Below are 21,364 nucleotides of genomic sequence, written 5' to 3'. Positions count from 1 at the left end.
CGCTTCCCGCCCGTCTATCGCCAACCCGCGCGCCGCGTGCAAGCGATCCGTCACCGAAATGGGCCGCAGCGGTTGCCGCCTCCCGCTTTCACCGATAAGAGGCGGATGACCATGAGTGAACAGCTGCTTTCCTTCGAACCCGCGACCGGCAACGAGCTGTGGCGCGGCCCGGTGAGCAAAGTCGATCACGAGGTCGAGATCGCCCGGCGCGCCTGGCCCGAATGGGCCGCGAAAGCCGTCACCTTCCGTTCCGAAACACTCCGCCGCTTCGCCGACCGGGTGAAGGCCGAGGGCGAAGTCCTGGCCGACCTCATCGCGCGCGAGACCGGCAAGCCTTTGTGGGAAGCGCGAACCGAGGTTGAGTCGGTCGCAAACAAGGTCGATATCTCGGTAAAGTCTTATGCCGAGCGCACCTCCAACCGCCGCATCGAAGGCGCGATGGGCCTGCGCAACGCGGTGCGCCACAAACCGCACGGCACGCTTGCCGTGCTCGGCCCCTATAATTTCCCGGCGCATCTGCCCAACGGGCATATCGTCCCGGCGCTGCTCGCGGGCAATTCGGTGGTGTTCAAACCGTCCGAGAAGACCCCCGCCGTCGGCGCAAAACTCGTCGAACTGTTCCACAGCGCCGGCGTTCCGCAGGAGGTGCTCAGGCTCGTCATCGGCGGCCCCGACACGGGCAAGGCCCTTGCCGCGCACGCGGGCCTCGACGGGCTGCTCTTCACCGGATCGGCGCGCACCGGCGTGGCGCTGAACCGCCAGTTCGCCGACAGGCCGGGCAAGATCCTTGCGCTCGAAATGGGCGGCAATAACCCGATCGTCGTCTGGGACACCGCCGATATCGCGACCGCCGCGATCCTTGTGGTCCAGTCGGCTTTCCTCAGCGCCGGCCAGCGGTGCAGTAATGCGCGCCGCCTGATCGTCAAGGACAGCATCGCCGAACGGCTGCTCGAAGAGGTAAAGACGCTCACGAACCGGCTGATCGTCGACCATCCGCACGCCGACCCGGCACCTTATATGGGCCCGGTGATCGACAATGAGGCGGCCGACGGATTGACCGAGAGCTTCCTGATCCTGATGTCGAACGGCGGCCAGGTCGTGCGGCACATGTCGCGTCCGATCGCGGATCGTCCATATCTGACGCCCGGGATCATCGATGTGACGGCGATGCCAGAGCGGCCCGACATCGAACTGTTCGGCCCGCTGCTCCAAGTCATCCGCGTCGACAGTTTCGAAGCCGCAATTGCCGAGGCGAACAACACCAGCTTCGGCCTGTCGGCATCACTGATCGGCGGCACACCGCAGCTTTACGACCAGTTCTGGGCGAACGCCCGCGCCGGCGTGATAAACTGGAACCGCCCGACCAACGGCGCGTCATCCGCCGCTCCTTTCGGCGGCATCGGCCTGTCGGGCAATCACCGGCCGAGCGCCTTCTACGCTGCCGACTATTGCGCCTATCCGGTCGCGAGCGCCGAAAGCGATGCCATGCGCGCCTCGATCGGGGTCGGCCTGCGCGATCCCGAAGGGTCGCAATTGGTGACGAAGAAGTATCTCTAGGCCACCCCAATTTTACCTTCATCGCCGTCAATAAAGGCTGCTTTGCCATCTTGGCGGCGGCGGCCCATTTGTCCTGCATGGAAAAGACCCTTCTCCCTGCAGGCAAGCTGTGGCTTGTCGGCGCCGGCCCCGGCGATCCCGACCTGCTGACGCTGCGCGCCGCGCGGCTGCTTACGGCGGCCGATCTGGTCGTCCATGACGGGCTGGTCGGCGAAGGCGTGCTCGCCCTGATCCCGGCGCACGTCGAGCGGATCAGTGTCGCCAAGCAGCGCAGCCGCCACACGATGAAGCAGGAACTGATCAACGACCTGATCGTGCGCGAGGCTATGGCCGGCAAGCAGGTTGTGCGCCTGAAGGGCGGCGATCCGTTCATTTTCGGCCGCGGCGGCGAAGAACTCGAAGCTGCCCGCGAAGCCGGCGTTGCCTGCGAGGTCGTCCCCGGCATCACCGCCGCCGCGGGCTGCGCCGCGCAGGCCGGCCTTCCCCTCACGCACCGCGAGGATGCAAGCGCCGTCAGCTTCGTCGCGGGCCAGTGCAAGGATCTGACCGATCAGGACTGGTCGGGGCTTGCAGGCCATGGCCGTACGCTCGTCATCTATATGGGCCTCGCGACGGCCTCTGCGATCGCCGACAAGCTGATCGCCGATGGCGTCTCGCCCGACCTGCCTGTCGCGGTAGTCGAGCGCGGCACCACCGCCGACGCGCGCGTGCTGCGCACTTTGCTGACCGATCTCGGCGACCTCGTTGCACGCGAAAAAGTCGGCAGCCCGGCGCTGATCATCGTCGGCAAGGTCGCGGCGCGCGCTGACGCGCTCGACTGCCTCGGCGCTCCCGGAGTTGCCGCAAACATAGAAAATATGAGGGACTTCACATGAAACTGCTCACAGGCAATGACCTGAAAACAGGATTTGTCACCTGGTGGACCGGCGCCGACTGGTCGCTGCATATCGAGGACGCCGCCGATGTCGGCGATGCCGGCGAGGCTATCCTCGCCGCGGAAGAAGGCGCACGCCGCGTCAACGCACCCTATATCATCGCCGGTGAGCAGACGGCCCAGGGGCCGCGCCCCGCGCATATCAAGGACCGCATCCGCGCGCTCGGCCCGACCGTGCGTCCCGACCTGACTTTGAAACCCGCCGATCCCGCGGCCGGCGACTGGGTGATCTGACATGTATAAATATGACGAATATGACCAGCAGATGGTCGACGCTCGCGTTGCCGAGTTCAGCGATCAGGTGCGCCGCCGCCTTGCGGGCGAAATCACCGAGGACCAGTTCAAGCCGCTGCGGCTGATGAACGGCCTCTATCTCCAGCTTCACGCCTATATGCTGCGCGTAGCGGTGCCCTATGGCACGCTCGACAGCCGTCAGATGCGGATGCTGGCGCATATCGCGCGCAAATATGACCGCGATTACGGCCATTTCACTACGCGGCAGAACCTCCAGTATAACTGGATCAAGCTGGAGGACGCACCCGCGATCCTCGCCGACCTTGCGTCGGTCGAGATGCATGCGATCCAGACCAGCGGCAATTGCATCCGCAACATCAGCTCGGATCAGTGGGCCGGCGCCGCTGCCGACGAGATCACCGATCCGCGTCCGTGGGCCGAGCTGCTCCGTCAATGGTCGAGTTTCCACCCCGAATTCAGCTATCTGCCGCGCAAGTTCAAGATCGCCGTCATCGCGGCCGAGGAAGATCGCGCCGCGATGCGCCTCCATGACATCGGCATCCAGATCGTCGAGCGCGATGGCGTCCACGGCGCCGCTTTCTACGTGGGCGGCGGCATGGGCCGCACCCCGATGATCGCGCCGCTCATCAAGGATTTCGTGCCGCTCGAGGATATGTTGAGCTACGCCGAGGCGTGCCTGCGCGTCTACAACCGCTACGGCCGCCGCGACAATATCTACAAGGCGCGGATCAAGATCCTCATCCACGAACTCGGCGCCGACGAATATCGCCGCCAGGTCGAGGAAGAGTTCGCGCATGTGAAGTCGCTGGGTATCGATCCGCCGAAGGCCGAGTTCGACCGCATCGCCGCGCAATTCGCACCGCCCGCGCTCGACGCTTCGGCGCCCGACGCGATCGAGCGCAGCGATCCCGACTTCGCGGTCTGGGTCGACCAGAATGTTGCCGCGCACAAAGTCCCCGGCCATGCGATCGTCAATATCAGCCTGAAGCCCGTCGGCGGCATCCCCGGCGACGCCAGTTCGGCGCAGATCGACCTGATGGCCGATCTTGCCGAGAAATACAGCCATGACGAACTGCGCGTAACCCACGCACAGAACATCGTGCTGCCGCACGTCCGCAAGGCCGATCTCTACGCCATCTGGCAGGAACTCGACGCAGCGGGTCTCGCGACACCGAACCTCGACCTGATCAGCGACATCATCGCCTGCCCCGGACTCGATTATTGCAGCCTCGCCAATGCGCGCTCGATCCCGGTCGCGCAGAAGATCGCGACGCGCTTCTCCGATCTCGGTCGCCAGAAGGAGCTGGGCGAACTGAAGCTCAAGATTTCGGGCTGCATCAACGCATGTGGTCACCACCACGCCGGCCACATCGGCATCCTCGGCGTCGACCGTAAGGGCACTGAAAACTATCAATTGTCGCTTGGCGGATCGGGCGCAGAGGACGTCAGCCTCGGCACGATCACGGGCCCCGGTTTCGACGAGGATGGCATCGTCGATGCGGTCGAGCGCGTTACCGACAAATATCTGGCCGAACGTACCGATGGCGAACGCTTCGTCGATACCTATCGCCGTATCGGCATGGCCCCCTTCAAGGAGGCGATCTATGGTTGAGCATTTTCATGCTGATGGCGAGGAACCCGCGGTCACCCTCGACGCCTTCCTCGAACAGTCGAATGCGACTGCGGTGCGGCTCGAGCCCGACGAAGATGCGCGCGCGCTGATCCCCTTCCTCGACCGGCTCGCGCTGATCGAGGTTGCCTTCCCGAAGTTTCGCGACGGCCGCGGCTATTCGTCGGCGCGTATCCTGCGCGAGGCAGGCTATACTGGCGAACTGCGCGCGCAGGGCGACGTCCTCGTCGACCAGATCGCCTATATGAAGCGCTGCGGCTTCGACAGCTTCGTTCCCGACAAGGAACTGAATCCCGCCGATGTCGAGGCGGCACTGACCCGTTGGCCCGAACATTATCAGGGCGCGGCCGACGGCGCGGTGCCGATCTGGAAGCTGCGGCATGGCTGACGTCCGCACCTCCGCACAGGATCGGACCCGCGACCGGATTGACGTGGCTCCGCGTTTCACGCAGGCAGACGTTATCCGCCTCAACAACCTGTTCCGCGGTCAGGACGCGGCAGAGGTCGTCGCGAGCGTGATCGGTGCGGGGCTTCTCGGCGATACCGCGATTGTTTCCAGCTTCGGCGCCGAGAGCGCAGTGCTGCTTCATCTGGTTAGCCGGGCAGCGCCCGACATGCCGGTGCTGTTCCTCGATACCGGCAAGCATTTCCCCGAAACGCTTGCCTATCGCGACACGCTGGCCGAGCGGCTCGGTCTCAATATCGTCAATCTGACGCCCGACCCTGCGGATCTTGCTGCGAAGGACGCAACCGAATTGCGCTGGTCTTACGACCCCGACGGCTGCTGCGAAATCCGCAAGGTAAAGCCGCTCGAAAAGGCGCTGACCGATTTCGACACCTCGATCACCGGCCGCAAGGGCTTTCAGTCCTCGACGCGCAGCGGCCTGCCGCGCTTCGAACTCGACGGCAGCACCGGCCGACTGAAGTTCAACCCGCTCGCCAACTGGAAGCGCGAAGAGCTTGACGCCTATTTCGAGGCGCACGACCTGCCACGCCACCCGCTGGAATCGCAGGGCTATCCCTCGATCGGCTGCTCGCCCTGCACGTCGAAGGTCCAGGCCGGCGAAGACCCGCGTTCGGGCCGCTGGCGCGGCTGGGACAAGACCGAATGCGGCATCCACACCGCGGTCACGCCCATCGACGATGACCCGGCGAACGATCCGGCATTCTGAAGCTTATTCGTAGTCGGCGTAAGCCTGGCTCTCGTCGGCGAGGTCGCTGAACTTCGTCGTCTTTGCCTCGAAGTGCATGCGGATCTTGCCGGTCGAACCGTGACGCGATTTCGCGACGATCACTTCGGCCAGACCGAAGACGCGCTCCATCTCCGCCGCCCATTCCTCGTGCTGGGCATGAATTTTGACGTCGTCGCCCTCGACCGGGCGCTTGGGTTCGCGCGCGGCAACATAATAATCCTCGCGGAACACGAAGAGCACCATGTCGGCGTCCTGTTCGATCGAGCCCGATTCACGAAGATCAGAGAGCTGCGGACGCTTGTCTTCGCGGCTTTCGACCTGACGGCTGAGCTGCGACAGCGCCATCACCGGAACATGAAGTTCCTTCGCCAAGGTCTTCAGGCCGCGTGAAATTTCGGAAATTTCCTGCACGCGGTTGTCGCCGCTCTTCGACGAACCCTGCAGCAGCTGGAGATAGTCGACGATGATGAAGCCGATGCCATGGCGGCGCTGCAAACGGCGCGCGCGGGTGCGCAGGCTTGCGATCGTCAGGCCCGGCGTATCGTCGATGAACAGCGGCAACGTCTGGAGCGTCTGCGCCGCACGGCTGAGCTGCTGGAACTGCTCTTTGCTGATCTTGCCCATGCGCAGCGCCTCGCCCGACACGCCTGACTGTTCGGCCAGCACGCGCGTCGCGAGCTGGTCGGCGGACATTTCGAGGCTGAAGAAGGCGACCTTCGCGCCCATATTCTTCTCGGGCGGGATGCCGTCTTCCTCGTCGCGGCGAAACCGTTCAGCAGCATTATAGGCGATATTCGTCGCAAGCGAGGTCTTGCCCATACCCGGACGCCCCGCGAGGATCATCAAGTCCGAATTGTGCATGCCGCCGATCTTGGCGTTCATGCTGCCGATACCGGTCGTGATACCCGACAGATGGCCGCCCGAATTGAGGGCACGCTCGGCCGCTTGCAATGCCGTCAGGCTGGCGGCGCTGAAGCTTTTCACCGATCCCATTTCGGCCTCGCCGCCCGCGACACGATAGAGCGCCGTTTCGGCCTCCTCGATCTGCGCGTGCGGATCGACGCTCTCGCTCGTATCAAGCGCGCCATCGACGAGCCCGCGCCCGACGCCGACCAGCTCGCGAAGCAGCGCGAGGTCGAAAATCTGCCGCGCGAAGTCGCGCGCACCGATCAGGCCCGCGCCCGAACCGGTGAGCTGCGCGAGATAGCCGACCCCGCCGACCGCCTTCATCGCTTCGTCGGCTTCGAAGAAAGGTTTCAGCGTCACCGGCGTCGCAATGCTGTTGCGCTCGATCAGCGCCATCGTCTGCTGAAAGATGCGGCCGTGCAGCGGTTCGAAGAAATGGGCGGCCTGAAGCTGGACCGGCAGATCCTCGACGACTCGGTTGTCGATCAGAATGGCGCCCAGAAAAGCAGCCTCGGCCTCGATATTGCGGGGTAATTGACGTTCTTCCCCGGTGGTGACCGGGGCCGGAAAGAGAGCGAGTTCAGCCATGGCCATACCATGCGCCGTTCACCCGATACGCGCAACCGGCTTGGCTTTGCCGGCCGGTAGCGCCGGGGGTCGTTCTGGGGATAAGTCCCCCCCTTGCCCTTCGCCGCGCGACCGGTAGAAGCACTTGCAGCATGACCGACGCCGACCCTTCCAAACAGCGCATTATCTCGGTCGAGCTCGACGAGGGCTCGATCGTCTGGCGCAACCCCGATGTGGAACAGGAACGGCGCGTCGCGATCTTTGACCTGATTGAGGATAACAAGTTCGTGCCGCAGCGCGGCCATCCCGATGGCTATGCCGGCCCTTACCGGCTGATGCTCCGCGTCGAGGAAGGCCGGCTGATCTTCGAAATCAGCCGCGAAGACGGCTCGCCGCTCGAGGCGATCATTCTGGGCCTTGGCCGCTTCCGCCGCCCGATCCGCGACTATTTCGCGATTTGCGACAGCTATTATCAGGCGATCAAGACCTCGACCGCGCAACAGATCGAGACCGTCGACATGGCCCGCCGCGGCCTCCACAACGAGGCGGCCGAAATGCTGATGGACCGGCTCGACGGCAAGATTGCGGTCGATTTCGATACTGCGCGGCGTCTGTTCACGCTGATCTGCGTGCTCCACATCAAGGGCTGACGATGGCAACGGGGGCACGCAGCAAGGGCAAGGCGGCGAAACCCGCCGACAGCGCGCCGGTCGACTGGCGTGGCGCGATCAAACGCTTTCTACGCCGCGTTGGCGGCGGACTCGCGCTCCTGCTGCTGCTCGCAGGCCTCGCGCTCTGGTGGGCCGCGCGCTGGACCCCCGACCGTAACCTCTTTCCGCTGCAAGGCGTGACGATCGACGCCGGCAACGGCACCGTCCACTGGGGATCGATCAAGGCCGCAGGCGCCGATTTTGCCTATGTTATGGCGACCGACGGCAACGCCGGCATCGACCCGATGTTCGCACGCAACCTGTCGGGTGCACGCGAGGTCGGGGTGCAGGTCGGCGCGATCCACCGCTACAGTCTCTGCCAGCTTGCGACCGATCAGGCCGCGAACTTCATCCGGCACGTCCCGCGCCGCGCCGACGCGCTGCCCGCGGTCGTCTGGCTCGACTATGACGATCGCTGCCCCGACCGGCCGACGCGCGCCTTGCTGCTGTCCGAACTCGCCACTTTTCTTGCCCAGATCGAGGCGCATACCGGCAAGCGCAGCTTGATCGCCCCCGGCCCTGCTTTCGAGTCCGATTACAAGGTGACGCAGGGCATCGCGCGCACGACCTGGCTCCGCCGCGATTTCTTCGAACCTGATTATGGCGCGCATCCCTGGGCGATGTGGCAGGCCAATAATTATGTCCGGCTGACGGGCGCCGATGGCACCGTCGGCTGGAACGTCGTCCGCCCCGAAGGAGATACGCCATGAGCGACACGCTCGACGCCCTGATCGCCGCGGCCCGCGATGCCGCGAGCCGCGCCTACGCCCCATACTCGGGCTTTCATGTCGGCGCCGCGCTGCTCCTGAAGAACGGCGACGTGGTCACCGGGGCCAATGTCGAAAATGCGAGCTATGGCTTGACCCTCTGCGCCGAAACCACGGCGATCGCGAAGATCGCCAACGAGGGCTGGATCGGCGAACTCGCCGAGGTCGCGATCATCGGCGGGCGACCGCAAGGCGACGATCTGGTCGGCAGCGATCCGGTCAATCCCTGCGGCCGTTGCCGCCAGATTTTGAACGAAGCCGCCGAACGCTCGAAGACCGACATCCTCGTCCATTGCGCTTCGGGCGACGGCACGGCCGTGAAGAGCTACAAGCTCAGCGAGCTGCTCCCCGCCGCCTTCGGGCCGAAGGATCTCGGCCTCATCGACTGACCGCTTGCGCAAGACCCGCAGGACCGACAAGACAGCGGCATGAGCATTCTTTCCGACAAATGGATTCGCGAAGCCGCCCGCACACAGGGCATGATCGAGCCGTTCGTGGAGGCACAGCGCCGCGACGGCTGCATCAGCTACGGCCTCTCCTCTTACGGCTATGACGCGCGCGTTGCGCCCGAGTTCAAGATCTTCACCAATGTCGACAGCACGATCGTCGATCCCAAGGCGTTCGATCCCAAGAATTTCGTCGACCGCGAAACCGACGTCTGCATCATCCCGCCAAACAGCTTCGCGCTCGCGCGGACGGTCGAATATTTCCGCATCCCGCGCGACGTGCTCGTCATCTGCCTCGGCAAATCTACCTATGCGCGCTGCGGCATCATCGTGAACGTCACCCCGCTCGAACCCGGCTGGGAAGGGCATGTGACGCTGGAGTTTTCGAACACCACCCCCCTGCCCGCCAAGATTTATGCGAACGAAGGCGCCTGCCAGTTCCTGTTCCTGCAGGGCAACGAGCCGTGCGAGACGAGCTACGCCGACCGCGCGGGCAAATATATGGGGCAGAAGGGCGTTACGCTGCCCAAACTCTAAGGCACGGGTTCAGGGAACCCCACGCCGCTCCCAAGCGTCCTGTCTGCACAGCGGACGGGGCGCGAGTGGAGGATTCCCTATGTCCATGATCGCCGTCTTCATCGGCCGCCTGTTCATCGCCGTGATTTTCATCGTGTCGGGGATCAACAAGTTGATTCACGTCACCGACACCGGCGCGATGATAAGCGCCGCAGGCCTGCCGGGCGGGCTCGCGATCCCGACCGGCCTGTTCGAACTGATCGCAGGCGTCTGCATCGCGCTCGGCATCTATGCCCGGCTCTTCTCCGTGCTGCTCGCCGGCTTCGTGCTACTCACGATCCTCTTCTTCCACCGCGATTTCACCGACCCGATGCAGGCGATGATGGCGATGAAGAATCTGGCGATCGCGGGCGGCCTGCTGTGCCTCTTCGGCTATGGCAACACCCGCTGGAGCTATGACGGCTTGCGCCGCAAACGCCGGGACGAAATCGACGCCCATAATGCGGAGCTCCGCGCCGCGCGCGCCGAGGGCCGCGCGGAAGCGGTCGACGCGCCGGTCGTTGTCGAAAAGCGCCCTTGGTGGCGCCGCTGACGCTTCGCGCTTGGCAAGCCTTCCCGCCTGCGCTAGCCTCCACTTAACGTTTACGTAAAGGGAGGATGGCCATGGCGGGAACCCGCGATCTCGACATCATCGTCTATGGCGCGACCGGCTTCACGGGCCGTCTCGTCGCCGAATATTTCGCGCACCATTACAAGGGTCGCAAGGACGCGCCGAAATGGGCGATGGCGGGGCGCAGCCTCGACAAGCTCGCCGAGGTCCGCGACCTGATCGGCGCCAGCGAGGAAACGCCGCTGATCGTCGCCGACGCGAGCGATCCCGCGAGCCTCGACAAGATGGCGGCGAGCACGAAGGTCGTCCTGACCACCGTGGGCCCCTACCAGCTTTATGGGAACGGACTCGTCGCCGCGTGCGTCCGCGCCGGCACCGCTTACGCCGATCTTTGCGGCGAGCCCGGCTGGATGCGCGAGATGATCGACGAACATGAAGAGGCCGCCAAGGCTTCTGGCGCGCGCATCACCTTCAGCTGCGGTTTCGACTCGATCCCCTTCGATCTCGGCGTTCATTTCCTGCAGGCCGAGGCGATCAAACGCCACGGCAAGCCCGCGCCGCGCGTCAAGGGCCGCGTCCGCAAGATGGCAGGCGGCGCGTCGGGCGGCACGATCGCGAGTCTGACCGAAACGTTGAAGGCTATCGCGAAGAAGCCGTCGCTCGCGCTGCTTCTGAAGTCCAGCTTCGCGCTGACCCCGGGCTTCGAGGGGCCATCACAGCCAACCGGGCTCGTCCCCGAATATGACAGCGCGACCGGCACCTGGACCGCGCCGTTCGTGATGGCCCCGATCAACACCAAGAACGTCCACCGCACCAACTTCCTGCTCGGTCATAAATGGGGCGAGGATCTGGTCTATGACGAGATGGTGATGACGACGATCGGCGACGCCGGCAAGGCGATGGCCGAAGCGATGGCAAAGGCGAATCCCTTCGACCCCAGCATCAAGCCCGGCGACGGCCCGAGCAAGGAGCAGCGCGAGAACGGCTTCTATGACGTCCTTTTCATCGGCGAATATCCCGACGGCACCACCGTTCGCGCCTCGGTTCAGGGCGACCGCGACCCCGGCTATGGATCGACGTCGAAGATGATCGCAGAAACCGGCATTGCGCTGCTCGAAAACAAGAGCGCCGGCGGGGTATGGACCCCGGGCGCGCTGCTCGGCGATGCGCTGATCGAACGGCTTACCGCCAATGCGGGGCTGACGTTCCAGATCGAGGACTAAGGCAAAGATGACGACCTCTCCCAGCGCGCTCGACGCGCTTCTCTCCACCGTGCGCGCCGATGGCGATGCTGCGACCGCGCATATCGACGAAGGCTGGATGCAGGGTCGCACCGCCTATGGCGGCATCAGCTCGGCCGTCGCGCTCGCGGGGACAATGCTGCTCCACCCGACCGAAGCGCCGCTCCGCTATGCGCAGATCAGCTTCGTCGGCCCCGTGGGAGGCGATTGCACCGTGAACACGCGGGTGCTGCGCCAGTCGAAATCTAGCCTGTTCATCGACGCCGGCGTGTCGAGCGATCAGGGCTTCGGGACCGCCGCAGTGTTCGCCTTCTCGGGCGAGCGCGCGAGCCATCTAAACCACAACCGCCTGACGATGCCCGATGCCCCCGCGCCCGAAACGCTGGAACCGGTTCCCGAGCATAAGGCACGCCCATCGTTCGTCCGGCATTTCGACATGCGCCCGACCACCGGTCCGCGCTTTGCCTGGAAAAGCGACGTCGGCGAATATCTGACGTGGGTCCGCTTCGTCGAGCAGCCGGACTGTCATCCGGCGATCCAGCTGCTCGCTCTCGGCGACGCGTTGCCGCCGGCCGCGATGGCGTTGTTCAGCGAATTCGGCCCGATCAGCTCGATGAACTGGACGGTCAACATGCTCGGCGGCACGCCGACGACCGACGACGGCTGGTGGCTGCTGTCGGCCAAGACCGGCTATGCGCGCGGCGGCCTGTCGGTGCAGGACATGATGCTGTGGAACCGCGCAGGCGAGCCGGTGCTGAGCGGCAGTCAGGCAATCGCGATCTACGCCTGAACCGGCAATTCGATCACCGCATCGAGCCCGCCGCCGTTACGGTTCGCGAGCGTGAGCGCTCCGCCCTCGCCCTCCGCGATCTCGCGTGCGATCGACAGGCCAAGTCCGGCACCGCCGGTTGCGCGATTGCGCGATTGCTCGCCGCGGGCAAAGGGTTCGATCAGCGTCCGAATCTGCTCTTCGGTAAGCCCTGGACCGTCGTCCGACACGATGATGCGCGCCCGGCCAGCCGCTGCGGTCACCGACAGCCGTGCCCGCACGCCATAGGCCAGCGCATTGTCGGCGAGATTCCGCAGCGCGCGTTTGAGCAGCATCGGGCGGACCAGCACGTGAACATCGGCGACATCGGCGACATCGCCGACCGCCACATCCTTGTCGCGCTCGCGATAATCGGCCTCTAGCTCCCCGATGAGTTCGCGGAGCGGCACGCGCTCCTGCGCCTCCGTTCCCGCCCCCGAACGGGCGAGTGCCAAGATATCGGTCAGCATCGCGGTCATCTCGTCTATCGAGGCGATCATCTTTTCACGCAGCCTGTCCTCCTCGACTCCCTCGACGCGCACGCGCAGGCTGGCCAGCGGGGTGCGGAGATCGTGGCCGACCGCGCCCAGCATCCGGTCCTTGTCCGACAACATCGTCGCGATGCGGGTGCGATAGGCGTTGAACGCCGCGATCAGGTCGCGAACGTCGGACGGCCCCTCTTCCTCCAGCGGCGTGGCGTCGCGCATCGCCGGGTTGGCGCGTGCGGCACGGGTCAGGTCACGCAGCGGCCGCGCGGCGCGATAGGCGATGACGACGATCGGGATCAGCAGCAGCAGATAGAGCGAAAGCGTCTGCCAGATCAGGAAGCCCGACAAGCGGGTTCCACCCGCCGCGATCCGCGACCGGACAGCGAAATAACGTCCGTCGACTTTCGCGACGACGATGACGGCACGATCCGGAAAAGCCGCGCGCTGCAGCCGCTGCCTCGACCGCGGCGGCAGAGCCCACGCCTCGATAGACTCTGCATGAATATTGGTGTCGCTCAGCAGCCCGCTGATATAGCTGGACAGTTCGGGCAGCCGCACCGCACCGGTCGGAAGATCGGGCGGTGTCGAGGATATCATCAGCTTCTGCGCACGCTCGCGCTCTTCCTCGTCATTCGGCGGCCGCCGGAACTCACCGCGCCGGTCGCGCTCGATCGCATCGATCACGCGCGCGACCGCCATGCCCCCGCCATGCGCCAGCGTCTGTTGCTTGAGCCCGCGCGACAGCAAAGTGAAATTGATCGCCTGCGCAACGAACAGCATCGCGGCGACAGCGAAGACCAGCTGTCCGACCAGACTTTTTGGCCAGAGCCTCAACTTCACGTCGCCGGCCCCAGCCGCTTGACCTCGCACGCGAGCGTATACCCGCCGCCCCACACCGTCTTGACGATCTGCGGGTGCGCCGCGTCGATCTCGATCTTCTTGCGAAGGCGGCTTACCAGATTGTCGATCGCGCGGTCGAAAATATCCGCCTCGCGCCCGCGCACCAGATCGAGCAGGCGGTCGCGGCTCATCACCTGACGCGGGTGACGAACAAGGGCGTGAAGCAGATGATATTCGCCCGACGACAACGCGACCTCTATACCCTCCTCGTCGACGAGCACGCGCTCGACCTCACGGAGCACCCAAGGCCCGAACGCATAGCTCGTCCCGCTATTGTCGAGCGCCCGTCCATTGGTCTGCGTGCGCCGCAGCACGGTGCGGATGCGCGCGACCAGCTCGCGCGGGTTGAACGGTTTGACGACATAATCGTCGGCGCCGATCTCCAGCCCGATGATCCGTTCGGTATCCTCGGCACGCGCGGTCAGCAGGATCACGGGAATGCTGCTCGTCTCGCGCAGGTGGCGCGTCAGCGACAGACCATCCTCGCCGGGCATCATGATATCGCTGACCACCAGATCGACCGATTGTGCCCGCAACACCGACCGCGCTTCGGCGGCATTCGCCGCATCGGTCACAGCAAAGCCCTGCGCCTCCAGATATTCGGACAGCGGTTCGCGGATCGAGGGCTCGTCGTCGATCAGCAATATGCGCGGCGTGTCGGTCATGGTTCGTCCGTCAAACAAAATAGTTCGCCCACCGGCCGCGAGGACCGGTGGGCGATAGCTGGCAGGGACGGCAAGCAAAGGCAATGCCAGGGAGGGGGGAGAAAAGCTGCCGCCGCGCGGCCGCCCCTGCCAAATCGATTATTCGCCGGCGGGCGCCGCAGGCGGAGCGCCGCGCTTGCCGCGCCATTCGCCGGCTTTCGCCTTCCAGGCCTCGCGCTGGGCTGCGCGTTCTTCAGGCGTCACCTTGCCGTCCTTGTTCGCATCGGCGGCATCGAAGCGCGCGAGCGCTGCGGCCTGGAACTCGGCCTGACTGATGACCTTGTCGCCGTCGGTGTCGGCGCGCGCCATCATCATGCCATGGCCGCCACGCTTCCCGTCGTGGCCGCGCATGCCGCGCTTGCCGTCACCGGCGCCAGCGTCGGCGCGCTTCTCACCGCGCTTCGCCGCACGGTCGGCGCCATGCTGGTCCCACTCGGCCTTGCTGATGCTGCCGTCCTTGTTGACGTCGAGACGGTCGAACATCTTGGCCTGCATCTCGGTGCGCTTGGCGGCACGATCGCTCGCGTCGAGCTTTCCGTCCTTGTTGACGTCGAGCTTGGCGAACATTTCGGTAGCGCGCGACTGTACCTCGGCGCGCGTCTGGGTGGCATCACGGTCGGCAGCGCCGGGAGCCGCGAGGACGGGAACGGCGATCAGCGCCGCGCCCAGGGTCAGGAAAGAGAGCTTCTTCTTCACGTAACGAACTCCTCGTCAAAGGACTAAACCAGAGGACAGGATCGAATGATCCGCGGTGTCCCAATGAGCCCGTTCTAAGGGCGATTTGTCCCACACCGTTGCCGGATGGACGAAAAATTGTCGCAAGATGTCGCAGAAACGGCCCGCCGTTCATGGCGGCGCAAGCGAAATGCGCCTTTTGGGGCCAGAAATTTGGGGGCCGGAAAAGAGTAAGCCCCGTCGCATTTCTGCGGCGGGGCTCCTTGGCTTCCGTCCGAGGACAGGAAGCGAATTCTACCGTCTCTTTCGATCGGATAGGTAATATAAACGCTCGTCCGGACTGAATGGTTCCCGCGTATCGCGGAAATATTTCGGCCCGTGCCAGCGGCTACACCACCTTCCGTCCAGCGGCCGCGCCGAGGATCAGGAACAGCACGACGAGCGCCAGTCCGACGAAGAACAGGATCTTTGCAATACCAGCCGCGGCGCCGGCGATGCCACCGAAACCAAGAACCGCCGCGAGCAGCGCGATCACTGCAAAGATCAAAGCCCATTTGAACATCTGATGTCTCCTTGTTCGGCCGCCGCACGAAGCCGACCTTCGCGGCGGCCTGTGCCTCCGGAAGGACGGGCAACCTGTTGCCTCGCCGGTGTATCCTGCATTTCGACTACGTGGATGAAACGGTCATCATCTGAAAAAGTTCCTGTTGGACAATCGAGGCGCGAACGCGGACGATCATCGGGACGCGACCGGAGTCGGTGCGCGATCGAAAGGGGATACAATGGTCACGCGTCCATTTCACTTTTCGGGATCAAACGGAAAGCAGCTTTCCGGGCGGATGGAAATGCCCGGCGGGCGCGTGCGCGGCTGGGCAATCTTCGCGCACTGCTTTACGTGCGGAAAGGATAACCGCGCCGCCGTCCGTATCGCGCGCCTGCTCGCGCGGCAGGGTATCGGCGTACTCCGGTTCGACTTTGCGGGTCTCGGCGACAGCGAGGGCGAGTTTGCCGACAGCCGTTTTTCGGTCGATGTTCAGGATATCGAGGCAGCGGCGCGCGCGATGACCGACGAAGGCAAGGCGCCTTCGCTGCTGATCGGTCATAGTCTGGGCGGTGCGGCGGCGATCGCGGCCGCCGGCGCGCTCCCGGCGATCCGCGCCGTCGCAACGGTCAACGCCCCCTTCGATGTCGCCCATACGCTCCATCAGTTCGATCCCGCCGCGCTCGCGGTGATCGATGCAGAGGGGGCGGCCGACGTATTGCTTGGCGGTCGGCGCTTCCACGTCGGACGCGGGCTGATCGACGATCTGCGGCAACAGGATCAGGGCGCGCGGATCGCGGCGCTGCGCCGGCCGCTGCTCGTGATGCACGCGCCGCTGGACGACACCGTCGGGATCGAGAATGCGACCAAAATCTATGTCGCCGCGCGCCATCCCAAAAGCTTCTTCTCCCTGGACGACGCCGATCACCTGCTGACGCGGCCTCAGGATGTCGAGCGCGTGGGATCGATGATCGCCGCCTGGGCCGCGCCCTATCTGACCGCGCCGACGGATACGCCCGCGCCGACCGTCGATGCCGAGGCCGAAGAAACCGGCGACGGCAAGTTTCAGGTCGCGATCGCTTCGGGCGACCATGTCTTTCTGGCCGACGAGCCAGTCAGTGTCGGCGGACTGGGTTCGGGGCCCAGCCCCTTCGACCTGCTCTCCTCGGCGCTTGCCGCCTGCACGACGATGACGCTGCGCCTTTATGCCGAGAACAAGAAATGGCCCGTGACGCGTATCCGCACCGCGGTCGGCCACGACAAGGACGTCAGCGATCCCCGGCCGGACCAGTTCAATGTCCGCATCGATATCGAGGGGCCGATCGACGACGACCAGCGCGCGCGGATGATGGAAATCGCCGAACGCTGCCCCGTCCACCGCACGCTGGAACGCGGCGCGCGGTTCAGCACGGCGGCGGGTGAGCCGCCCGCCCCCTGCGAGCCGCCGGAGGCACATATGGAGGCGATGGACCGCTCGGTCGATGTGTGAATATGGGTAGCGCTTGACGGCGGCCGGGCAAACTGGCAATCGCCGCGGCCTTGGGAACGCGGGTATAGCATAGTGGTAATGCTCTAGCCTTCCAAGCTAGCTAGGCGGGTTCGATTCCCGCTACCCGCTCCAATTTTCTGTTCAGCATTGGCCGTATCTGTCTGGACAAGCCCCAGAAAAGCGCAGTATTGTCGCATTATCAGGTCGCCAGCGGCCGGTAGTGTTCACCTGTAGCCGCCAAATTCAGGGGGCCATGGTGGGGGCCACGCGCGGCGACCGATGGGAATGGCCCCCAGCGTGGGGGCCACTACCGACCTAGGTAGCGCGGCACATGGCATTGACCGACATTGCGATCCGGAACGCGAAGGCCCGGACCAAGCCTTACAAGCTGGCCGATGCGTTGGGCCTGTTCCTGTTGGTCCAGCCGTCCGGCGGCAAGCTATGGCGGCTGAAATACCGAATCGACGGGCGCGAAAAGAAGCTGGGCTTTGGCACCTATCCGGACGTGACCCTGAGCGATGCCCGCAAGCGCCGCGACGATGCGCGGGCGATGATTGCCAAGGGTATCGACCCGTCGCGAGAAAAGCAGCGCGACAAGGTGCGGTCGCGCATTGAGGCAGCGGACACGTTCATGGCGATTGCCGACGAATATTGCGCCAAGCGCAAGCGTGACGGGGAGAAGGGCTGGTCCCCCGCGACGGCGACGCGCAGCGAATATTTGTTGTCCCTCTTGCGTGGCAGCATTGGTCGGCTGGCCATATCCGAAATCGAGCCTGCCGACGTGCTCGCGGCGGTGCGCAAGATTGAGGCCAAGGGCAATCTGGAAAGCGCGCGGCGCACGTTGCAGCTGGCCAGCATGGTGTTTCGCTATGCGGTGGCGACGGCGCGGTTGCGGTCTGACCCGACGCGCGACCTTCGCGGCGCGCTAACGGCTCCAAAGGTCACGCATTATGGGGCCATTACCGACGCCAAGCGCGTTGGCGAACTGTTGCGCGCGATAGATGGCTATGAGGGGCAGGCGCTGACCAAACAGGCGATGCAACTGGCCCCCCATGTGTTTGTGCGACCGGGCGAACTGCGCCATGCCGAATGGAGCGAAATTGATCTGGACGGGGCGCTATGGGCAATTCCGGCGGGCAAGATGAAAATGGGCAAGGCGCACCATGTCCCCCTTTCGCAGCAATCGGTGGCAATCCTGCGCGATCTGCATTCGGTGACAGGGCCAAGCGGATATGTGTTCCCGTCCATCCGCACCCGCGCCCGCCCGATGAGCGAAAATACCATCAATGCCGGATTGCGGCGGTTGGGCTATGCCAGCGACGAAATGACCGCGCACGGCTTTCGCGCGATGGCGTCCACATTGCTAAACGAAAGCGGTAAGTGGCACCCCGACGCTATCGAACGGGCGCTTGCGCACGGCGATACCGACAAGGTGCGCGCTGCCTATCATCGTGGAGCGCATTGGCAGGAAAGGGTCGAAATGGCGCAATGGTGGAGCGACTATCTGGACACTTTGCGCAAGGGCGCGGACATTGTGCCCTTTCCCGACCGCGCAACGGGATGAAATCTTGCGGCTTGGCGGATTGACCGGACGGCGATAGACCCCTGCGAACAAAGGGGGACAGATGCGCTTAGGCTGGGACGAAATCAAACGGCGGGCCAAGGCGTTCAGCGACGAATGGAAAGATGCGCATTATGAGCGCGGCCAGACGCAGACCTTTTACAATGAATTTTTCGAGATATTCGGCATCAAGCGCAAGCAGGTCGCGATCTATGAGCAACGGGTAAAGCTGCTGAACAGCCGCCATGGCTTTATCGACTTGTTTTGGCCGGGCACATTGCTGGTCGAACAGAAAAGCAGCAATCTGGACCTTGGCCGCGCGCAGGGGCAGGCGCTCGATTATGTGGAGGGATTGCACCCGACGCAGCAACCGCGATGGGTGCTGACCTGCGACTTCCAGTCCTGGGTCTTGCTGGACCTCGAAACCCGCGCCGAACTGAAATTCCGACTGGGCGACCTGCACAAGCATATTACCGCGTTCGATTTCATGCTGGGCCGCAAGGTCAGTTTTGAGACGCAGGCGGGCGTCACCATCAAGGCGGCGGAATTGATGGGCAAGCTGCACGATGCGCTGGAGGCGTCGGGATATTCCGGTCACGATCTGGAGCAATTGCTGGTCCGATTGCTGTTTTGCCTATTCGCCGACGACACGGGCATATTCCAGCCAAAGGACATTTTTCTCCAGCTGGTCGAAAATGATACGAAACCGGATGGCAGCGATACCGGCCGGGTGCTCAATGACCTGTTCGACGTGCTCGATACCCCCGACAATGCCCGCCAGACGACGCTACAGGCCGAATTGAATGCCTTCCCCTATGTCAATGGCCGGTTGTTTGCTGGTCGGCTTAGGACGCCGCATTTCACGCAATCCATGCGCGAGCATCTGCTGGACGCGGCGCGGCATGACTGGTCCGGCGTGTCGCCCGCCATATTTGGTTCGCTGTTCCAATCCGTGATGGATGCCAAAGAGCGGCGAGCGAAGGGCGCACACTACACCACTGAGGCGAATATACTGAAGGTCATCGGACCGCTGTTTCTGGACGATCTGAAGGCCGAACTTGCAACTATCAGGTCGCGCAGGACCGGCCGGGACAAGGCGCTGACCGAGTTTCAGCACAAGTTGAGCCGACTGACCTTTTTCGACCCGGCCTGCGGATGCGGCAATTTTCTGGTCATAGCTTATCGCGAAATCCGGCGGCTGGAGCTTGAGGCGCTGAAGGCGCAATATGGCGACCAGCAAATCGACGCCGCGCTGTTGTCGCGCGTCACGGTCGATCAATTTTACGGCATCGAATTTGAGGAATTTCCGGCCCGAATTGCCGAAGTGGCCATGTGGATGATGGACCATATCGCCAATAACGCGATCAATGAGGCGTTCCGACTGAACTATGCACGCATACCGCTGAAGGACAGCGCGCATATCCTGCACGGCGACGCGCTGGAGGCCGACTGGTCCGCGCTGTTGCCGCCGGAAAAATGCAGCTACATCATGGGCAACCCGCCGTTTGTGGGGTTCGTCTGGCGCACTGAAACACAACAGGAGCAGTTTACTCGCCTCGTTTCTGCATACGGCGCAAGCAGTAGCAGATTGGACTATGTGGCAGCGTGGTTCATCAAGGCAGGGCAATATCTGCAAGGCAACCGTCACGTCCGCATTGCCTTCGTTGCCACCAATTCCATCTGCCAAGGGGAACAGGTGGCGCAGCTATGGCCCATCCTGTTTGACCGGCACGGGCTGGAAATCGTTTTCGCCCATCGCACCTTCAGCTGGGGCAGTGAAGCGCGGGGCAAGGCCCAAGTGCATGTGGTGATTGTGGGACTGGCGCACCGTGACCACGAGCCAACGGAAAAACATCTATACAGCTACCCCGACATCAAAGGCGACCCGGTGGAAAGCCGCCACGGGGCGCTAACCGCCTATTTGTTCGATGCGAAGAGTGTAGCAAATCGCCATTTGGTGGTGAACCGTGCTAGCCAATCGTTGCAAGGCGCGCCCCGTATCTGCGTAGGCACCAAGCCTGTAGATGGGGGCAAATACATCTTTGATGCCAGCGAGCGCGTCGAATTTCTAGCTTTGGAGCCAAGCGCTGCAAAGGTAATGCGGCCTTTTCTCGGTGGTTATGAGTTCATCAACGGTGAAGGCCGATGGATTCTGCATACCGCCGATTTGGCACCAGCCGAAATTCGGGAAATGCCCCATGTCAAAGCTCGAATTGCTGCCGTGCGTCACCTTCGATCCACGGGAACGGGCAAGCTGGCAAAGCAACTGGCCGACAACCCCACCGCCTATCATGTGACCGTCGTGCCAGATGCCCCCTTTCTGGTAATGCCTGAGGTTAGTTCCGAACGGCGCGAATATGTGCCAATCGGCTGGGTTACGCCGCCTGCGATCCCCAGCAACAAGCTGCTGGTTATGGAAGGTGCCGGATTGTGGCATTTTGGAGTTTTGACCAGCCGCGCACATATGTCATGGCTTGCTCATGTTGGAGGACGCCTGAAAAGCGACTTCAGCTATTCTCCGGGCCTAGTTTACAACACCTTCCCGTGGCCTGACACCACGCCAGCACAGCGCTCCAAGGTGGAGGCGCTGGCGCAGGCGGTGCTCGATGCCCGCGCCGCGCATCCGACGTCCAGCCTTGCCGACCTATATGACCCAGACACCATGCCCGCCGATCTGCGCGGCGCCCATGCCGCGCTGGACCGCGCCGTGGACCGCCTCTATCGCCCCGCTCCCTTCGCCACCGACCGCGACCGGGTTGAGCATCTGTTTGGGCGCTACGAAGCGCTTGTGAACCCGCTGGAGCGGCTGGGCGCGGCAAAGAACAAGCGCTTGGCGCGCAAAGCTGAAGGCGGTGCATAGACGCTC

21 protein-coding genes and 1 tRNA gene are annotated in these 21,364 nt (G+C 63.9%); 17 read left to right on the top strand and 5 right to left on the bottom strand.

Features of this window, described 5'->3' with window-relative positions; all coding sequences use genetic code 11:
* Positions 1-111: 111 nt before the first annotated feature.
* The 6 genes from astD (at position 112) to ACQY80_RS14750 (ending at position 5,548) form a co-directional block, all read left to right on the top strand.
* On the top strand, positions 112-1,557 hold the full coding sequence (gene astD, locus ACQY80_RS14775; RefSeq protein WP_428681144.1) for a succinylglutamate-semialdehyde dehydrogenase: 1,446 nt from the start codon (positions 112-114) through the stop codon (positions 1,555-1,557).
* 77 nt (positions 1,558-1,634) lie between these two features.
* A complete protein-coding gene (gene cobA, locus ACQY80_RS14770) occupies positions 1,635-2,432 on the top strand; it encodes a uroporphyrinogen-III C-methyltransferase (RefSeq protein ID WP_428681142.1) in 798 nt (265 codons plus the stop codon).
* On the top strand, positions 2,429-2,725 hold the full coding sequence (locus ACQY80_RS14765) for a DUF2849 domain-containing protein (RefSeq protein ID WP_428681140.1): 297 nt from the start codon (positions 2,429-2,431) through the stop codon (positions 2,723-2,725). The genes cobA and ACQY80_RS14765 overlap by 4 nt, the downstream gene beginning before the upstream one ends.
* 1 nt (position 2,726) lies before the next feature.
* A complete protein-coding gene (locus ACQY80_RS14760; RefSeq protein ID WP_428681138.1) occupies positions 2,727-4,358 on the top strand; it encodes a nitrite/sulfite reductase in 1,632 nt (543 codons plus the stop codon).
* Complete coding sequence (locus ACQY80_RS14755) at positions 4,351-4,764, top strand: DUF934 domain-containing protein (protein WP_428681136.1); 414 nt, start codon at positions 4,351-4,353, stop codon at positions 4,762-4,764. The genes ACQY80_RS14760 and ACQY80_RS14755 overlap by 8 nt, the downstream gene beginning before the upstream one ends.
* Positions 4,757-5,548 carry a phosphoadenylyl-sulfate reductase gene (locus ACQY80_RS14750; RefSeq protein WP_428681134.1) on the top strand — a complete coding sequence of 264 codons (792 nt, stop codon included), beginning with the start codon at positions 4,757-4,759 and terminating at the stop codon, positions 5,546-5,548. Before ACQY80_RS14755 ends, ACQY80_RS14750 begins: the two co-directional genes overlap by 8 nt.
* 3 nt (positions 5,549-5,551) lie before the next feature.
* Here the strand turns inward: ACQY80_RS14750 and ACQY80_RS14745 are convergent, their stop codons facing one another.
* Complete coding sequence (locus ACQY80_RS14745; protein WP_428681132.1) at positions 5,552-7,063, bottom strand: replicative DNA helicase; 1,512 nt, start codon at positions 7,061-7,063, stop codon at positions 5,552-5,554.
* 131 nt (positions 7,064-7,194) lie between these two features.
* Here ACQY80_RS14745 and ACQY80_RS14740 point away from each other — a divergent pair, with 131 nt between their 5' ends.
* From ACQY80_RS14740 to ACQY80_RS14710, 7 genes are all read left to right on the top strand, one after another.
* Positions 7,195-7,692 (top strand): UPF0262 family protein, encoded by a 498-nt coding sequence (locus ACQY80_RS14740; protein WP_428681130.1) that lies wholly within the window; start codon positions 7,195-7,197, stop codon positions 7,690-7,692.
* Positions 7,693-7,694: 2 nt separating this feature from the next.
* A complete protein-coding gene (locus tag ACQY80_RS14735; protein ID WP_428681128.1) occupies positions 7,695-8,462 on the top strand; it encodes a glycoside hydrolase family 25 protein in 768 nt (255 codons plus the stop codon).
* Positions 8,459-8,908 (top strand): cytidine deaminase, encoded by a 450-nt coding sequence (locus tag ACQY80_RS14730; protein WP_428681126.1) that lies wholly within the window; start codon positions 8,459-8,461, stop codon positions 8,906-8,908. The genes ACQY80_RS14735 and ACQY80_RS14730 overlap by 4 nt, the downstream gene beginning before the upstream one ends.
* A gap of 39 nt (positions 8,909-8,947) precedes the next feature.
* Entirely contained in the window at positions 8,948-9,502 is a 555-nt protein-coding gene (gene dcd / locus ACQY80_RS14725) for a dCTP deaminase (protein ID WP_058816578.1), read from the top strand.
* 79 nt (positions 9,503-9,581) lie between these two features.
* Entirely contained in the window at positions 9,582-10,073 is a 492-nt protein-coding gene (locus ACQY80_RS14720) for a DoxX family protein (RefSeq protein ID WP_428681123.1), read from the top strand.
* 71 nt (positions 10,074-10,144) lie between these two features.
* Entirely contained in the window at positions 10,145-11,314 is a 1,170-nt protein-coding gene (locus ACQY80_RS14715) for a saccharopine dehydrogenase family protein (RefSeq protein WP_428681121.1), read from the top strand.
* 7 nt (positions 11,315-11,321) lie between these two features.
* Complete coding sequence (locus ACQY80_RS14710) at positions 11,322-12,122, top strand: acyl-CoA thioesterase (protein WP_428681119.1); 801 nt, start codon at positions 11,322-11,324, stop codon at positions 12,120-12,122.
* Here the strand turns inward: ACQY80_RS14710 and ACQY80_RS14705 are convergent.
* From ACQY80_RS14705 to ACQY80_RS14690, 4 genes are all read right to left on the bottom strand, one after another.
* Complete coding sequence (locus ACQY80_RS14705) at positions 12,113-13,468, bottom strand: sensor histidine kinase (RefSeq protein WP_428681117.1); 1,356 nt, start codon at positions 13,466-13,468, stop codon at positions 12,113-12,115. The two genes, ACQY80_RS14710 and ACQY80_RS14705, sit on opposite strands and share 10 nt — an antisense overlap.
* Positions 13,465-14,193 (bottom strand): response regulator, encoded by a 729-nt coding sequence (locus tag ACQY80_RS14700; protein ID WP_428681115.1) that lies wholly within the window; start codon positions 14,191-14,193, stop codon positions 13,465-13,467. Before ACQY80_RS14700 ends, ACQY80_RS14705 begins: the two co-directional genes overlap by 4 nt.
* 138 nt (positions 14,194-14,331) lie before the next feature.
* On the bottom strand, positions 14,332-14,928 hold the full coding sequence (locus ACQY80_RS14695; RefSeq protein ID WP_428681113.1) for an EF-hand domain-containing protein: 597 nt from the start codon (positions 14,926-14,928) through the stop codon (positions 14,332-14,334).
* 367 nt (positions 14,929-15,295) lie between these two features.
* Positions 15,296-15,469, bottom strand: a complete 174-nt coding sequence (locus ACQY80_RS14690; protein WP_428681111.1) for a DUF1328 domain-containing protein — start codon at positions 15,467-15,469, stop codon at positions 15,296-15,298.
* 220 nt (positions 15,470-15,689) lie between these two features.
* On the opposite strand from ACQY80_RS14690, the gene ACQY80_RS14685 reads away from it, so the two are divergent.
* From ACQY80_RS14685 to ACQY80_RS14670, 4 genes are all read left to right on the top strand, one after another.
* On the top strand, positions 15,690-16,937 hold the full coding sequence (locus ACQY80_RS14685) for a bifunctional alpha/beta hydrolase/OsmC family protein (protein WP_428681109.1): 1,248 nt from the start codon (positions 15,690-15,692) through the stop codon (positions 16,935-16,937).
* A gap of 58 nt (positions 16,938-16,995) precedes the next feature.
* A tRNA-Gly gene (locus ACQY80_RS14680) sits at positions 16,996-17,069 on the top strand.
* 199 nt (positions 17,070-17,268) lie between these two features.
* A complete protein-coding gene (locus ACQY80_RS14675; protein WP_428681107.1) occupies positions 17,269-18,501 on the top strand; it encodes a tyrosine-type recombinase/integrase in 1,233 nt (410 codons plus the stop codon).
* A gap of 61 nt (positions 18,502-18,562) precedes the next feature.
* Positions 18,563-21,358 (top strand): DNA methyltransferase, encoded by a 2,796-nt coding sequence (locus tag ACQY80_RS14670; RefSeq protein WP_428681105.1) that lies wholly within the window; start codon positions 18,563-18,565, stop codon positions 21,356-21,358.
* Positions 21,359-21,364 lie beyond the last annotated feature (6 nt).

It is taken from the genome of Sphingopyxis sp. (genome assembly GCF_965279755.1).
In the GTDB taxonomy this organism is placed as follows: Bacteria; Pseudomonadota; Alphaproteobacteria; order Sphingomonadales; family Sphingomonadaceae; genus Sphingopyxis.
The sequence above is the reverse complement of the archived record's forward strand: the minus strand, read 5'-3'. Positions and strand labels throughout refer to the sequence as shown.

Excerpts from the sequence above, each read along its gene's own strand:
- astD (WP_428681144.1), top strand. The coding sequence starts at position 112 with ATGAGTGAACAGCTGCTTTCCTTCGAACCCGCGACCGGCAACGAGCTG.
- cobA (WP_428681142.1), top strand. The coding sequence starts at position 1,635 with ATGGAAAAGACCCTTCTCCCTGCAGGCAAGCTGTGGCTTGTCGGCGCC.
- ACQY80_RS14765 (WP_428681140.1), top strand. The coding sequence starts at position 2,429 with ATGAAACTGCTCACAGGCAATGACCTGAAAACAGGATTTGTCACCTGG.
- ACQY80_RS14760 (WP_428681138.1), top strand. The coding sequence starts at position 2,727 with ATGTATAAATATGACGAATATGACCAGCAGATGGTCGACGCTCGCGTT.
- ACQY80_RS14755 (WP_428681136.1), top strand. The coding sequence starts at position 4,351 with ATGGTTGAGCATTTTCATGCTGATGGCGAGGAACCCGCGGTCACCCTC.
- ACQY80_RS14750 (WP_428681134.1), top strand. The coding sequence starts at position 4,757 with ATGGCTGACGTCCGCACCTCCGCACAGGATCGGACCCGCGACCGGATT.
- ACQY80_RS14745 (WP_428681132.1), bottom strand. The coding sequence starts at position 7,063 with ATGGCTGAACTCGCTCTCTTTCCGGCCCCGGTCACCACCGGGGAAGAA.
- ACQY80_RS14740 (WP_428681130.1), top strand. The coding sequence starts at position 7,195 with ATGACCGACGCCGACCCTTCCAAACAGCGCATTATCTCGGTCGAGCTC.
- ACQY80_RS14735 (WP_428681128.1), top strand. The coding sequence starts at position 7,695 with ATGGCAACGGGGGCACGCAGCAAGGGCAAGGCGGCGAAACCCGCCGAC.
- ACQY80_RS14730 (WP_428681126.1), top strand. The coding sequence starts at position 8,459 with ATGAGCGACACGCTCGACGCCCTGATCGCCGCGGCCCGCGATGCCGCG.
- dcd (WP_058816578.1), top strand. The coding sequence starts at position 8,948 with ATGAGCATTCTTTCCGACAAATGGATTCGCGAAGCCGCCCGCACACAG.
- ACQY80_RS14720 (WP_428681123.1), top strand. The coding sequence starts at position 9,582 with ATGTCCATGATCGCCGTCTTCATCGGCCGCCTGTTCATCGCCGTGATT.
- ACQY80_RS14715 (WP_428681121.1), top strand. The coding sequence starts at position 10,145 with ATGGCGGGAACCCGCGATCTCGACATCATCGTCTATGGCGCGACCGGC.
- ACQY80_RS14710 (WP_428681119.1), top strand. The coding sequence starts at position 11,322 with ATGACGACCTCTCCCAGCGCGCTCGACGCGCTTCTCTCCACCGTGCGC.
- ACQY80_RS14700 (WP_428681115.1), bottom strand. The coding sequence starts at position 14,193 with ATGACCGACACGCCGCGCATATTGCTGATCGACGACGAGCCCTCGATC.
- ACQY80_RS14690 (WP_428681111.1), bottom strand. The coding sequence starts at position 15,469 with ATGTTCAAATGGGCTTTGATCTTTGCAGTGATCGCGCTGCTCGCGGCG.
- ACQY80_RS14685 (WP_428681109.1), top strand. The coding sequence starts at position 15,690 with ATGGTCACGCGTCCATTTCACTTTTCGGGATCAAACGGAAAGCAGCTT.
- ACQY80_RS14675 (WP_428681107.1), top strand. The coding sequence starts at position 17,269 with ATGGCATTGACCGACATTGCGATCCGGAACGCGAAGGCCCGGACCAAG.
- ACQY80_RS14670 (WP_428681105.1), top strand. The coding sequence starts at position 18,563 with ATGCGCTTAGGCTGGGACGAAATCAAACGGCGGGCCAAGGCGTTCAGC.